A 15752-nucleotide genomic window follows, 5' to 3' on the forward strand; every position below is an offset into this window, starting at 1 on the left:
TAGGTACATGCTCGACCCAAAAACACTCTACCTCACAAGTATCGTGATGACGGCCATGATGGCGCTTCTCACTTTTTTGACATGGCGAGCAAATAAAAGCACACCAGGTACGCTACTATATATCTTCTACCCATTGGTATTACTTGCAGCAATTTCTTCTTTTGCATTACACGGATACTTTGAAAACTGGCAAACAATTCCGATTGCCAACACCCTCCTTTTCGCAGCATCCATTATCCACTGTATGGCTATCAAGCAGTTTTTGGAAGTACAAGGTCATGCGTTCAAAGTGTTTCTGGGGTTTACCGCAGTGCTCTTTCTTTTATTGCTTTATAACAGCCTTATCGACCCAAACTTGCGAAATCGGATCCTGATATCCGATTTACAACATCTAGTAGAAGCAGTCTTACTGCTCTATTTTTTTACTCGCTTTGCGCGCACAAAATATCCGAATGGGAGCATAGTCTATATCACTATATTGATTATCATCTTGTTCATCTTTACTGGTAGATCGCTGCTGATGGGAGAGGTGACTCACTTTTCTTTGTTTAAAGAAAACTGGTTCAGTATTACCATTTTCTTCAACGGGGTACTTGCTCCCATTTTTTATGCCACGGGAATGGCATTGCTGTGTAATGAGCAAAGAGAGAAAAACCTCAATAAGTTGGCACTCAAAGCGCAGCAAGATCTTGAACTTAGAGGCATGTTCTTATCAACTATTAGTCATGAAATTAGAACGCCGCTCAATGGTATATTGGGCAGCGCACAACTCGTGCTTGGCAGAACAAAAGACAATCGCAATAAAGCCTATTGCGAAGCCATCGTAAATTCAGCGGAATCTTTAAACCTACTTATTGATAAGGTGCTGGACTATGCCAGCTTAGAGCAAAGCGATGAAGCACTCTACGAGGAGGATGTGGAACTTAGAAGCTGGTTACAAAACCTTTGCTTGTTACTCAGCCCTTTAGCAGAGCAAAAAAAGCTGCATTTTGAATTAGTATATGAGCTACCTGATCAAGTTTGTTATTACTTCGATCAGCAAAAATTACGGCAAATCCTCATCAACCTTGTTGGTAACGCCATCAAATTTACCGACAAAGGAGAAGTGAAACTCAAAGTTGAGATCCTAAAAGACCAACAGATTGAACACAAGGTTCGCTTTAGTATCATAGATTCAGGGCCTGGTATTGAAAAGGAAGACATTAGTAAACTCACCGAGCCTTATGTCCAAAGCAGTGCTGGTAAAATAAAAGGAGGCACCGGTCTTGGCCTTGCCATTACAAGCCGGTTACTAAACCGCCTTGGCTCACAATTGAGTATTCAAAGTGAACTCAACAAGGGCAGTCAATTTAGTTTCGATTTACTTCTAAATATTGGGGAGCTTAGTTTGGTTGAGCAACGTCCTCAGCACGAAAACTGCATTACCGGTCTAACTATTTTATTGGTCGAAGATTTAGAACTTAATCAAAAAATTGCAATCGAGTTTATGGCTGAGGATGAACACAAAGTGAAGCTTGCCACTGATGGCCGCAGCGCTATTGATATGCTAGTGCAGTACCATTTTGATGTCGTGTTACTGGATATGAATTTACCTGATCTCTCAGGTCAAGATGTCTTAAAACAACTCAAAAGCTGTGAGCACAAAAATAAACGTACTCCATTTTTAGCGTTTACAGCCAGTTTAAGTCCGGATGAGGTCAAAGAGTATCTCGCACTTGGGATCCGAGACATTGTGGGTAAGCCAATTAAACAAGAAAAACTTCGTCAGGCTATCAGTGAATCTCAATCCCCCAAAAAAGCAGCAATCAGTGTTGAACTCCCAGACGTACTGTACGATGAAACTGCCGTGAATGCGTTACAGTCAGGCTTTAGTGAAGATGAAGTATCCTCTATTTATAATGAGTTTGTCCTCTCTGCTCGCAATAAGCTTATTCATATTCAACAATTGTTAGAACATGATGAAGAACAGTGCATCAGACTACTTCATCGTCAAGCAAGTACCGCTTTGCAACTAGGCTTTAATCGCTATGGCGCGAACTTAAAAAAAGCTGAGCGCCGACTACTAGACGGTAAGTCTTGCCATGACGAACTCACCGACGCTATGACGCTATGGCAAGAAAGTCTGGCCGCATATCTGCATTTTGTGCGTAAAGAAACGATGGGATGACACCATTAACCGCATGTTATTCGACATCCCCCATAAACTTGTTCATGCTAAATGCCAATCGATATAAACCACTATGTACTAAGACAAGTCAGTGGCTGACTTGTCTTAAACAAAAACGATAAAATAAAGGGAACATCTATGTCTTTTTTTAAGTCGCCAATAGCCGCAGCGATTAGTGCTGCTGTTATCGGGTTTAGCCAGCCAACTATCGCTGATGATAAAGCTGCCGCGACACCTACCGAAGAAAAATCAACAAAAGGCTGGGACGTACTTAACCCTCCTGGTGATAAACAAACGATTACCATTGATACCAATGAAACAACATGGAGTAATCTGGATGTGAGTCCAGATGGTAAACATATTGTTTTTGATATGCTTGGCGATCTGTATATCATGCCCATAAGCGGTGGAAAGGCCACTGCGCTCACCGCAGATATTGGCTGGAACATCCAACCAAAATTCTCACCTGATGGCAAAAAGATAGCGTTTATCTCCGACCGTGCCGGTGGCGACAATTTATGGGTAATGGATGTTGATGGTCAAAATCTACGTCAAGTATCTACAGAAGTGAACAATATTGTTCACAACCCAGCATGGTCGCCAGATGGCCAGTACATTGCGGTAAAACAAGGTCAAGTAACGGGCCGAACTATCCCCGGTGGTTCAATCCGCATGTATCATATTAGCGGTGGTAAAGGCGTGTTAGTACGCGAGCGCTTGCATGGCGCTAAATCACAGAAGAACGTTGCTGAGCCAACCTTTTCTAACGATGGTAAAAAAATCTATTACTCGGTAGATGCAACATCGGGAGTGCGTTGGGAATACAATAAAAATGCACTTAAACCTGTTTTTGAGATCCGCAGCTGGGACTTAGCGACAGGTGAAGAAGAAACCGTGATTAGCGGTGCCGGTGGTGCGATTCGCCCAACCGTCAGCCCTGATGGTAATTCAATCGCTTTTGTAAAACGAGAAGACAATGGCGATGAAATGGTCAGCGCACTTTATACAAAGAATTTGCATTCAGGTATTGAAACGCGTATTTACTCAGGGCTCGATCGTGACTTGCAAGAAGCCAATGGCGCACACGGTAATACCCCTTCATTTGCCTACACACCTGATGGCAAGTCTCTGGTATTTTGGGCTAAAGGTGTATTCCACCGTGTAGATATTGACTCAAAAGAAGCACAAGTGATCCCAACCAGAGTCATTGCTGAAAAACAAATGACTCCAGCACTTCGCTTTGCTGTCGATGTTGCACCAGATACTTTCAAAGTTAAGCTTGCTCGCTGGTCACAACTCTCTCCAGATGGTGAGACCGTCCTTTTTCAAGCGCTTGGTTATCTTTATCTGAAAGATATTGAGTCAGGTGAGATTAAGCGTCTAACCAAACAAACCGATCACTTTGAGTTCTACCCAAGTTATTCACGCGATGGTAAATCAATCGTATACACAACTTGGAATGATAAAGCGCTTGGTGACGTAAGAGTCGTTTCTGCAACCGGTGGTAAAGGTAAAGTGATCACTCAAGAGCCAGGACACTATATCTCAGCAAGCTTCTCTGCGAATGGCAAACAAGTACTATTTAAAAAAGTCACTGGGGGCTACTTACTCAATGGTGATTGGTCAATGCACCCAGGGATCTACCTAGTTGACACATCTGGCGGTGAAGCTAAGCTCGTTACCAAGCATGGTGACAACCCTCACTTTGGTGCTGATCCTGAGCGTATTTATTTTTCGATGATGAGTGATGAAACTCATAGAGAATTAAAAAGTGTTAATTTAAATGGCCAAGAAATGCGCAGCCACTTTAAAGGAGATTATGTCTTTGACTTTAAAGTGTCACCCGACGGTAACTACGTTGCATTTATCGAGCACTTCAATACATTCGTTGCGCCATTCACTAGTACAGGTAAAACCTTATCAATTAATAAAGGTGAAAAGGCTTTCCCGGTAAAGCAAGTATCAAAGTATTCCGGCGATTTCTTAAACTGGAAAGCTGATAGCAGCGCACTAACTTGGGCATTCGGCCCGACACTTTACCATCGTAAGCTTACTGACACATTTGCATTTATTGATGGTGCTTCAAATCAGCTAGATGAGCTCACCGCAGAGGGGATTGATTTAAGTTTTACGCATCCAGCAGATAAGCCTGAGGGTATACTTGCGCTAGTAGGTGGTAAAGTAGTTACCATGCGTAATGCCGAAAAAGAGCAAGAGGTCATCGAAGATGGGGTGGTTTTAATCAAAGAAAACCGCATTGTGGCCGTTGGTAAACGCAGCGAGGTAGAGCTCCCTAGCACAGCAAAGGTTATGGATATCAGTGGTAAAACGGTTATCCCTGGCTTAATTGATGCGCACGCACATGGCAGTTATGGAAGTCGTAATTTACAGCCTCAACAGAACTGGAACCAATACTCCAACTTAAGTTTTGGCGTAACAACTATCCATGACCCCTCAAATGACTCGTCAGAAGTATTCTCTATGGCAGAGTTGCAACGAGCTGGTTTAACCGTGGCACCTCGAACCTATTCCGTTGGTCGTATTTTGTATGCTGGACATGCACCAGGCTACAAAACACCAATTAGCAATTTAGAAGATGCACAGTTTCATGTTAAACGCTTAAAAGATGCCGGTGCTATCTCTGTTAAAAGCTATAACCACCCTCGCCGCGAAACTCGCCAACAAGTGTTAGAAGCTGCAAAAAACATGGAAATCATGGTAGTACCTGAGGGCGGCTCCAAGTTCCAGCACAATATGAACATGATTGTGGATGGTCATACTGGTGTCGAGCACGCGTTACCGGTTCCTAATATTTACTCTGATATTGAACAAATGTGGGGGCAAACAAACGTTGGCTTTACACCAACATTTGTTGTTGCCTATGGCGGTATCTCAGGTGAGGAATATTGGTATGAGCATACCAATGTTTGGGAAAACGAACGCCTAATGAGTTTTGTGCCTGAATATATTGTCAAACCAAGAGCTATCCGTTCAGGAAAGGCACCGGAGCGCCATTATAATCATATCAATGTTGCCAAAACAGCCAAGCAACTCCGCGACAAAGGGGTGACTGTACACATAGGTGCTCACGGTCAAAGAGAGGGCTTAGCTGCACACTGGGAACTATGGTCTATGGCACAAGGGGGCTTCACACCGTGGCAGGCACTGAGAAGTGGTACCATTGACGGCGCAAGATACCTTGGTATGGATCATGACCTTGGCACCATTGAGCAAGGTAAATTGGCAGACTTAGCGATTATTGATGGTGACGTACTGTCAAACATTCGTGACTCAGAAAAAGTCGCCTATACCGTAATCAATGGCCGTATCTATGATGCTGCTACCATGAACGAAGTCGGTAACTATGACAAGCAGCGCCAACCTTTCTTCTTTGAAAGTGGCTCACAAACACAGATGCATCCTGCCACTGCCGAGTATATGGAAGAAAAAGCGCATACTTATCACTGGAAACACTAACGCCCTATTTGGTTAGCGGTTTGAATAAAAAATGAGCCTACTTATTGTTTAGCGCTCTGGTTATTTGATACCTAGAATAGCCCGGTGATTTACTCACTGGGCTTTTTTATATTTTGCCTAGATCTTAACCAATACTGTTCTATGCTGTTATAGATACCTCTATCACAACAGGGAATTAGGTTATGTCTGGATTTTCACAATTCTTTCGCTCGCTTAATCTAACCAAGAAACTCATCTTTGCTTTCTTAGTTGTTGCGCTGGTGCCACTAATCGTGATTATTTCTATTGCCCTGAACTCGGCATCGAATGCGATGACAGCACAGATATACTCGCAACTTGGTGCAGTTAGTGAAATAAAGAAAAGCGCAGTCTTACGCTACTTTGATACTGTTGAGAATAAACTCGATGCGTTTACTGCAAATCCTTTGATCCCCATTATGGCGCAGGAATTTGTAACCAGCTTTACAGCTCAGGAGAGTGGTCAAAATAGCACGAAATTGAGCCGTTTCTATGACGACGTATTTGTTCCTAAATTTAACCAAAGCAACTCCTCTGGTATTGCTACCACAAACTTGATAGACAACCTCTCAGGCACCGGGCTCGCATTGCAAACTAGATATTTAGCAGATAACCCCTACCCGATTGGTGAAAAGCATAAATTTATCGAAACGGGCCACTTGGACGACTATGACCTAGCCCACCGTAGCTATCACCCCTACTTACTGAACGTTGCTGAGATCAATGAATTTTATGACATTTTCATTATTGACCCTAATAGTGGCAACATTGTTTATTCTGTATTTAAGGAAGTGGACTTTGCGACCTCTCTTGAAACTGGGCCTTACTCAAACAGCAACTTAGCTACTCTATACCAAGAGTTGAAACAAGTAACAGACCCGAGCGTCAGCGCTTTTGCTGATTACAGCCAGTATTTACCTTCCTATAACGCCCCAGCTAGCTTTATCGGTAAACCTATAGTAATGGATGGTCAAATCGTTGCGATTATAGCGATTCAACTATCCATTGATGCAATTAACGCCATCATGACTGAGCGTGAAGGTCTAGGTGACAGTGGCGAAACTTACTTAGTAGGCCCAGAAGGGCTGATGCGCTCCGACTCTTTTTTAGATCCAGAGCATCATTCAGTGGTCAATTCTTTTCGCTATCCAGAGCGAGGAAAAGTCGACACTGTTGCCGTTTCACAAGCATTGAAAAATCAGTCTGGACAGCAAATCATTGAAGACTACAATGGCGAAAAGGTACTCTCTGCCTTCACGCCCGTTGATATATTTAATACACGCTGGGCATTACTTGCCGAAATCGATGAAACAGAAGCCTTTTCTTCAATCACTTCGCTGTCTCAATATCTTACACTCATACTCGCCATCACGATAATTCTGGTGCTGTTTGTCGCATACTGGTTTTCCAAAACACTTACCAAACCTGTTCGTGAGCTGGTTGATACGATGAAATCTGTCGAGCAAGAAGGTAACTTTTCTCTTCGAGCCCCAGTTCATAGTGTTGATGAAATAGGGTTAAGTGCACAGGCATTTAATTCTTTGCTAGATGCGTTACAACTCTCCATTACAGAGGCTAATCGTGTGATGAACCAAATGGCTTCTGGTAAATTTGACGACCGAATTAAAGTGCCATGCCGAGGCGAATTAGAAACACTCAAAGAAGCAACGAATCACTGCGCTAATACATTAAACCGCGCAATCTCAGAACTCAATGACATTTCTATTGATATGGCGCAGGGTCGCTTCGATACCAAGCTAAGCGTCCCCATGTCTGGTGATTTGGAAAAGCTCAAACATAATATCAACGACTCCCTCTCATCCATTAACTCAACCATGAGCGGAATTGTCCATGTAATGACAAATATTGAACAAGGTAACTTTAAAGAAAAAGTGACAGTTCCGGCAAAAGGAAAATTAGCGCAGCTTAAGGATGCAGTGAACAACTCGGTACAGAGTTTAAGCAGCGCAATTGACGGGATAAGTAATATCATGTCAGCAATGAAACAAGGCGACTTTTCAGTTCAGCTAGATGCACCTTTAGCAGGGCAACTCGATACGCTCAAACAAGATATCAACTCCAGCATGGCAAACCTAGACAAGGTGATGAAAGAGATAGGTACCGTGATGGCAGGGGTCAGTAATGGTGACTTTAAGCGACAAGTGGATGTGGCAGCGACAGGACAGCTTGCGCAGCTCAAAGATGACATTAACGCCTCAATTACCTCTGTCGATGTCGCTATATCTGAAATATCGACCGTAATGATGGCCATCAGTCATGGCCGCTTCGACAGAACGATTCAGTCTGGAATGTCTGGTCAACTAGACAACCTGAAAACCGACATAAACCGCTCTGTAAATAACCTCAATCAAGTAGTCGAAGAGTTGGGTAGCGTGATGGGAGCGATGTCTGAAGGTGACTTTAGCCAAAAAATAGCGCTACCGCTACAAGGGCAATTGCAGCAGCTTAAGGACGACGTAAATGACTCAACACAACAAATCTCTGATGCAATTACCGAGGTGAGCAGCGTGTTGGCCAATATTGCTAAGGGAGACTTAAGCAATAAAGTCGAGGGAGATTATCTTGGTGTGTTTGCCGCATTGCAACACGATACGAATACCACTATACAGAAGCTGACGAGCGTAATTGAAGGGATCCAAACCGCAGCCAATTATGTTGCCCAAAGTGCAGGTGAGATAGCGGCAAGCAATACAGAGATTAGTCAACGTACCGAAGAGCAAGCCGCAAACTTAGAGGAGGCGAGCGCCAGTACGGGCAATATGTTAGACGAACTGACAAAAGTTTCGAATCAATCTGGAGATGCCGTAACCCTTGCAAGAAATGCAGAAAATATTGCAAAAGAAGGTGGTAGCCTGTCGTCTCAAACCGTCGCAGCAATCAACGAAGTAAATAAAGCCAGTAAAGACATCAATGAAATTGTTTCCGTTATTGATGGCTTAGCATTTCAAACCAACTTACTTGCATTAAATGCTGCGGTAGAAGCGGCTCGTGCAGGTGAAAATGGCAGAGGGTTTGCTGTTGTCGCAAATGAAGTGAGAGAACTGGCTGGTAGAAGTGCAGCATCGGCAAAACAGATAAAAGAAATCATTGCCAACAGCAACCAAAAAGTAGAGCAAGGCACAGAGCTTGCCAACGATTCAGGAGAAAAACTGGAGCAAATAGTAGGCGCAGTGAGTGATGTTAATCATAATATCATTAAGATTAATGAGTCGACTTCGATGCAGCAGCAGGCCATAAAAGAGGTTGATTTAGTGGTTCAGCGATTAACTGACCTTATTCAAGAAAATTCAGCGATAACGGAAGAAACCATGGCTGCGGCTCGTCAAATGGCTGAACAAGCCCATGAAATGCGTACACAATTGAGCTACTTCCACCTATCAAAAGATGAATACCGTGCAGAGCGTGAGGATGGAGAGCTATTGGTGCACCAATACAATGCCTCATAGTAGCAGTTTGTGACGAATTCACCCAGCATGGCTGGGTGAAGCGTCTGATCTTCGCTTTGCTTTAAACCAGTGGCAGCATTACGTCAAAGCAAATGCGTCGGCATCCAGGTACGCTGGAAAGCGGCTTTTGTATTCGGCTAGTTTATTTGTATCGATCAGAACAGTAATAATCCCAGACCTTTCATCAGCAACAGAGTCAAGGGTATTACCATTAAAATCGATAACCTTGGTACCGCCATCATGCTCGGTCCCATAACCGTCCTGACCGACTCGATTTACTGCCAGAACAAAGCATTGATTTTCAATAGCTCTAGCTGCGAGCAAAGTATCCCAGTGCGAGCGCCGTGCTGCGGGCCAATTCGCGATATTAATCATCACGTCATAATCATTGTGGTTGCGTTGAAAAACGGGAAAACGCAAGTCATAGCAGATCTGCGGTAAAAATTTAACTCCGTTTAATTCGAACACTTCACGGCACTTCCCAGCCACCACAAAATCCCCCTCATTGCCTAAACAGAATAAGTGCCTTTTGTCATAGTGGCATATCTCCCCATCTGGCTGACACCACACCATACGATTGGCTTTTTTCTCTTCATGTGGAATCAATATACTAGCAGCCACCACAGCCTGAAAACGCTGAGCACATTGCTGTAAAAATGCGATGGCTGCCTCAGCATGATGCTCAACACCCTGCTCTTTTACCGCAAACCCAGTAGCAAACGTTTCTGGTAGCAAGATTAAATCACTGTCCTCTAGACCTTCGAGTAACTGCTCTATCTGGGCAAAGTTAGCTTCTGGCGACAGCCATTGGATATCTGTTTGAACAAGAGAAACGGTTAAAGTTGACATAAACGTTTTGCAGCCTCTTCTAATGTTTGGTTTTCCTTAGCAAAGCATAATCTAATCACTTTGTCTTTAGGCGCTTGCTGATAGAACACACTAAGAGGTACAGCGGCAACCCCCACCTCGGTCACCAAATAGCGACAAAATGCAACATCATCAAGTTCAGAAATGGCACTGTAGTCCAACAATAAGAAATAAGTACCTTCACTTGGTAACAACTCAAATCGACTCGATGCCAATGCGTTAACGAGCACGTCTCGCTTGTGTTGGTAAAATGCACTTAATTCATCAACATGTTCAGGCTGCTCAGCTAACATGTCTGCTAGCGCAAGCTGTGCTGGAGTAAAGCTCGAAAACGTTACATACTGGTGGATCTTTCTAAACTCCATAGCCATCTGTTTTGGCGCCACACAGTAGCCCATTTTCCAGCCTGTGCTGTGGAACGTTTTACCAAAGCTGGAAACCACAAAGGCACGTGCAAATAGCTCAGGATCCGACAGCACACTTCGGTGAGCAAAGCCATCAAACGTGATGTGCTCATATACCTCATCACTAATAAGTAGGAGGTCATGCTGCTCTAGTAATTGCTTCAACTGTGCTAAATCGTCGCTTTTTAGGGTTTTTGCGGAAGGGTTATGAGGAGTGTTAATAATAATAGCGCGAGTCTTGGCAGTGATACTTGCGGCGACTTGCTGCCAATCAATTTGGTAATTCGGCGCAGTTAACGCAATGTGTACTGCTTTACCTCCAGCAAGCTCTATCGCAGGCTCATAAGAGTCATAAGCTGGGTCAAATACGATGACTTCATCTCCTTTTGATACAATAGCCTGAATAGCCACAAACAATGCCTCAGTCGCCCCTGACGTCACAGTTACTTGCTCTTGCCCTGACACATTCACCTGATAACGACGTGCAATTAATGCTGCGACTTGCGCTTGCAGGTTTGGTATTCCAGCCGAAGGCGCATATTGGTTCTGACCTGCATGAACATAATGATTCAGCTGCGACTTCAGATAATCAGGTGCATCAAACTCAGGAAAGCCCTGAGATAAGTTAATTGCACCATGCTCATTAGCTAATGCCGTCATTTGGCTAAATATACTGATCCCGACTTCAGGTAACTTACTTTTCACTGGCGACACTCTCTTTCTTATGGTGCTAATCATGAGTGGATGCTATCATTGCTCAAAATAGATGTATAGCCGTCCAAACGCATTTAATTTATAGGTGTAAGATATGCACACACAAGCCGCAAAACTCGCGCTTATCGAAGCAGGAGCTTGGGTTGCTCAGCAAGGCTGGGTTCCCGCGACTGGTGGTAATTTTTCTATCAAAACAGACTCTGGCTTTGTTGTCACGGCCAGCGGCTTTGATAAAGGCAAATTAACCCCTGAACAATTTTTAGAATTAAACTCCGAGGGTGCCATAGTTGCGGGCAGTGGTAAACCTTCCGCCGAGACGGCTTTGCACCTTAAGTTATATGCACTATGCGACCACGCACAGTGTATTCTGCATACTCACTCAGTCGCTGCGACAGTATTATCACGCTACATAAAAGGCGAGCAACTACAGATCTGCGGTTATGAAATGCAAAAGTCACTGTCCGGTATTCAATCGCATGAAGAAACCTTATCTATTGCTATTTTTGACAACGACCAGGACATCGAGCGACTGGCACAACACGTGGCTCAACGTCATCAGACTACACCGATAAGACATGGTGTATTAATACGAGGGCATGGATTGTATGCAGTTGGACAATCAGTACAAGAAACCCGTCGCCATATTGAAGGCCTAGAATTTTTGTTTGCCTGCGAACTAGAACGCATAAAATTGGAGGGGCGCCAATGATCAAAGCAATACTAACGGATATCGAAGGAACCATTACCCGCATCTCTTTTGTCAAAGAGATACTATTCCCGTATGCCACGGCGCATTTACCACAATTTATTCGCGACCATCAACACGACGCCGACGTTGCCGAGCAAATTAGTGCTGTAAGAGCGGAGTTGGATAATGCTAACGCCGATATTGATACCGTGATCACAGCACTACTTGAATGGATTGCTGCTGATAAGAAAATCACGCCATTAAAACAACTACAAGGTCTTGTTTGGCAGTGTGGTTATAAAAATGGTGACTTTACCGGACACCTGTATGAAGACGCCTACCAGTTTTTGACCCAACAAAAAGCTAATGGCCGAAGCTTATATGTATACTCCTCAGGCTCAGTAAAAGCCCAACAGCTCCTTTTTGCACACTCTGACTACGGTGACATCCGTGCACTTTTCAGCGATTATTTTGATACTAAAGTGGGCGCTAAGCAGGAAATTTCAGCATATCTGAACATTATTGCCACCTTGCCGTACGAGGCAGAGCATATTCTCTTTTTAAGCGATATTGTCGCAGAACTGGATGCTGCAAAGGCAGCAGGTATGAAGACGTTGCAGCTATTTAGAGATGCTCAATCAACATCAGCAGAGCATCCAGTCATATCAAATTTTGATCATTTTGATGAAGGGGCATTTTCATGAGTCAACTCACCATTTTCTCCGCAAACAACCCAAATCAAGCGCTACAGCAAGTGCAGGATGCAAACACAATCGCATCTTTACTTGCAGAGCAAGGCGTTCGCTTTGAACAGTGGCAGGCCACAAAAGACATCCACTCGGACATGTCGCAAACCGAGATTATTGATGCCTATCAACACGATGTTGAAAGGCTAAAGTCGCAGGGTGGCTATCAAACTGTTGACGTCATTTCACTTGCAAAGGGCAACCCAAGCGCCCCAGAGTTACGACAAAAGTTTCTTTTTGAGCATACTCATAGTGAAGACGAAGTGCGCTTTTTTGTTAAAGGACAAGGGTTATTTTGCCTGCACTTAAACAACAAGGTATACCAAGTACTGTGCCAGCAGGGCGACCTTATCTCAGTGCCAGAAAACACACCACACTGGTTCGATATGGGCAGTGATCCAGAGTTTACGGCAATTCGCCTTTTTAATAATCAAGAGGGATGGGTAGCAAGCAGTACCGGCTCTGAGATTGCAAAGCAATTTCCACTACTTGATTGATCCCAAACTGAAAACTCGGAGCAAGGAAGCAACTGCTTAGTCTAGGTTGCTTCCTTACATTAAACCCCAACCACTAAAGTACTTACCTCAACAATATCACTGCTTTTTTAACCGTAACCAACTCTTGCAGTGGTTAATTCCCAAAGATATAAGTAATAACTGCTGAATATTATTTTAAAATCTTTGATAATATCGGCATTAGGATCTGTGTACCTTTCAAGTTTGTTGTTGCAATAGTTTGAGTGGTATTTATACAAGGCAGTGCCTACGTAGCATAGTGTGTCTATGTAAATCAGGCGATAAAGACTATGTGCTACTACAAAGTCACCTTACCCTACTCCTATGTTGAGCAACGCAGCAGAAGTGCTAATAGAGCTCAGCGTTTTGGATTTACCTGAGTGCGCGTTGTTCATTGTTGCCCAACTTTTACTTAGATTACTTGGCGGCAAGTCGAGCGCAGTGAACAAGACACACTCAGAGGAACAAAAATCAAACAGCAAAGGTCAACAGACCCCAAACAAATTGATATTACTGGTCACTAATTTGGTATTTTCATGGATCTCGAAACAACACACCCGAACTATATTGATATTGGATGCTGGCAACTGAATACAGCCACGCAAACCATCAGTAATGCCCAAGAAAGTAAAGAGCTAGAACCATTACTTTTCAAAGCACTGATGTATTTTATTCAAAATCAAAACCGGATCATTACTCGCCAAGAGCTTGCGCAAAACGTATGGCATCTTAGCTTTGTTGATGATAATACAATTAACCGTGTCATATTCGAGCTAAGAAAGCAGCTGGCTTCTGATCTGCAACCAAAACCAGTGATTAAAACGCACTACCGAAAAGGCTATAGCTTTACTGTACCGCTAGCAGATGCAGCGGAGTTGCCCCCTGAAGCAGAGACCGCTGTTTGCAAAAAAAGCAAAGCATCAAAGCCTTATAAATATTATCTTATTGCATTTACCTGCTTTGTCTTGGCAGCTATTGCCATCACCCTGTATGTAGAAATGCCCCGTCAAACCACTGAGCGTAACCATCAGCCACCGCTAGCTGCAACATTTAACAATCAAATACTCTCGTGGTATCGAGGCCATCATGGCAAATTATACAACTCTCCAGATCAGCGCTACCTCGCTTATAGCTTTAAATCCGCGACCAATGAAGCGAATACACTAGGAGAGATAAGACTGATGGATCTCACCACCCAACATGAGAAGGCGCTAAGCATACCGACAAACAGTTCCATTTTAGGGTGGTCCGCTGACAGTAATTGGATTTATTATCTACACCAAGCCGAGCGCGACTCAGAGCAACCGGTATGCGAATATCGCAAACATCGCCTATCTCCAAACACCGTTAACCGCGATCAAGCTTTATTCCCATGCTCTGGCGGCGCTATCAACGCAATATTTGATTTCGGCCAAGCACAAATAGTGTATAGCCGACGGGGTTATTTAGGGATACCTAGCCTCGGAGCCATTTATCGTTATGACCTTAATACACAACAAGAAACTCGGATCACAACACCCAGCAATCATGGTTTTGGTGATCGCCTGCTTGCAATCATCCCCGACACACAACAGTTGATTTTTACACGTAACATTGGTGATAAGGTTGAGCTATTAGTCACCACACTCAATGGCCATAAAACCTTGAAATTAGCTGAATATCCACATTTGTTATGGGCTGCAAATTGGGATCCTAAGCAAAAAACAGTGTTGTGGTTTGACCATAACAGCAGCGAAATTAAGCGTTATTCAATGCAAACTTTAACTGAGCTACCACCTGTTAGGGTAGCAGTAGAACCAACATCTTACGTTTTGCCTATGTCAAAGAGCCAACTACTCATGACCACTTATGGCTATGATCATGACAGTTATGTCATTGATTTAAAAACGGGCGAGTCAACAACTTTTGCTAAACCCAAGATCTACGAAGTGATTATGGCCTACCTTGGAGAAGGAGAGTTTGCCTACACAGATTCGGTCTTTAAGGACACCGAGTCATATACTGTAATTCGAATCGACCAACATCATAGATATAGCCCTATCACACAGCTGAGTGCTGGATATTCAATCATTGACTCCGATCCTGCCGAGCAGCAAATATTGGTTAAGCAGACAGTGAATAATGTCGCCCAAGTAAGAGCTTTAGGCTCGCTCGATATACTATATACGATGCCAGATAACGAAAAAAATGGCGACACCCGCTTACACAATAATCGAGTGGCTCAGCTGCGCGCCCATGAAATAACGGATGATAAGATAATTGAAGTGATCTCTATCAGAGATCAAAAGAGCACAACTTTTCCTGCTCGCAATATTGTCGGCATTGACTGGTATGACGATACCCAGCTTGTCACGCTATCGAGCAATCGAGACATTGCACTATTGAACGTTGTAACCACCGAAGTCACCCCGTTAATATCGGGTGAAGCCCTGCACCATAACTTGAAAGGTGAAAAGGTCAGACCCATGATAACGGCAGCTAACGGTGATATATACCTTTATAATCGACAGTCTGTATTTAAGCTTAATGACGATAACACCCTTGAAACCGTTCTGGATATAAAGTCCGTAGTCAATGCCGACTCTAGCATCTACTATTTAGATGCACATGGTAACAAACTGCTGATTTCTTACATCTCTCGATACCATAATGAAATTAAGTTATATCAACGCTAGGGCATGCCAGCACA

10 protein-coding genes are annotated in these 15752 nt (G+C 43.6%); 8 read left to right on the top strand and 2 right to left on the bottom strand.

Going from position 1 to position 15752, the window contains the following annotated elements; all coding sequences use genetic code 11:
• Positions 1–7: 7 nt before the first annotated feature.
• The 3 genes from J8Z24_RS15870 to J8Z24_RS15880 all read left to right on the top strand — a co-directional run bounded on the left by J8Z24_RS15870 (position 8) and on the right by J8Z24_RS15880 (position 9129).
• Positions 8–2167, top strand: coding sequence for an ATP-binding protein (locus J8Z24_RS15870; protein WP_128731241.1), 2160 nt, complete (start codon positions 8–10; stop codon positions 2165–2167).
• A gap of 138 nt (positions 2168–2305) precedes the next feature.
• Entirely contained in the window at positions 2306–5644 is a 3339-nt protein-coding gene (locus J8Z24_RS15875) for an amidohydrolase family protein (protein WP_176033752.1), read from the top strand.
• Between the two features lie 182 nt (positions 5645–5826).
• Complete coding sequence (locus J8Z24_RS15880) at positions 5827–9129, top strand: methyl-accepting chemotaxis protein (protein WP_252094968.1); 3303 nt, start codon at positions 5827–5829, stop codon at positions 9127–9129.
• Between the two features lie 78 nt (positions 9130–9207).
• Here the strand turns inward: J8Z24_RS15880 and J8Z24_RS15885 are convergent, their stop codons facing one another.
• Positions 9208–9978, bottom strand: a complete 771-nt coding sequence (locus J8Z24_RS15885; protein WP_252094969.1) for an amidohydrolase — start codon at positions 9976–9978, stop codon at positions 9208–9210.
• Positions 9966–11138: a methionine aminotransferase gene (locus tag J8Z24_RS15890; RefSeq protein ID WP_252094970.1), complete on the bottom strand. Its 1173-nt coding sequence runs from the start codon at positions 11136–11138 to the stop codon at positions 9966–9968. The genes J8Z24_RS15885 and J8Z24_RS15890 overlap by 13 nt, the downstream gene beginning before the upstream one ends.
• Before the next feature lie 70 nt (positions 11139–11208).
• Between J8Z24_RS15890 and J8Z24_RS15895 the strand changes: the two genes are divergently transcribed.
• The 5 genes from J8Z24_RS15895 to J8Z24_RS15915 all read left to right on the top strand — a co-directional run bounded on the left by J8Z24_RS15895 (position 11209) and on the right by J8Z24_RS15915 (position 15738).
• Positions 11209–11823 carry a methylthioribulose 1-phosphate dehydratase gene (locus tag J8Z24_RS15895; RefSeq protein ID WP_252094971.1) on the top strand — a complete coding sequence of 205 codons (615 nt, stop codon included), beginning with the start codon at positions 11209–11211 and terminating at the stop codon, positions 11821–11823.
• A complete protein-coding gene (mtnC, locus tag J8Z24_RS15900) occupies positions 11820–12506 on the top strand; it encodes an acireductone synthase (RefSeq protein WP_252094972.1) in 687 nt (228 codons plus the stop codon). The genes J8Z24_RS15895 and mtnC overlap by 4 nt, the downstream gene beginning before the upstream one ends.
• Complete coding sequence (locus tag J8Z24_RS15905) at positions 12503–13045, top strand: 1,2-dihydroxy-3-keto-5-methylthiopentene dioxygenase (protein ID WP_128731248.1); 543 nt, start codon at positions 12503–12505, stop codon at positions 13043–13045. The genes mtnC and J8Z24_RS15905 overlap by 4 nt, the downstream gene beginning before the upstream one ends.
• Positions 13046–13387: 342 nt before the next feature.
• A complete protein-coding gene (locus J8Z24_RS15910; RefSeq protein WP_125250699.1) occupies positions 13388–13654 on the top strand; it encodes a hypothetical protein in 267 nt (88 codons plus the stop codon).
• On the top strand, positions 13600–15738 hold the full coding sequence (locus tag J8Z24_RS15915; RefSeq protein WP_252094973.1) for a winged helix-turn-helix domain-containing protein: 2139 nt from the start codon (positions 13600–13602) through the stop codon (positions 15736–15738). The genes J8Z24_RS15910 and J8Z24_RS15915 overlap by 55 nt, the downstream gene beginning before the upstream one ends.
• Positions 15739–15752: the final 14 nt, after the last annotated feature.

The organism is Pseudoalteromonas sp. SCSIO 43201 (assembly GCF_023716725.1).
Taxonomy (GTDB): domain Bacteria; phylum Pseudomonadota; class Gammaproteobacteria; order Enterobacterales; family Alteromonadaceae; genus Pseudoalteromonas; species Pseudoalteromonas peptidolytica.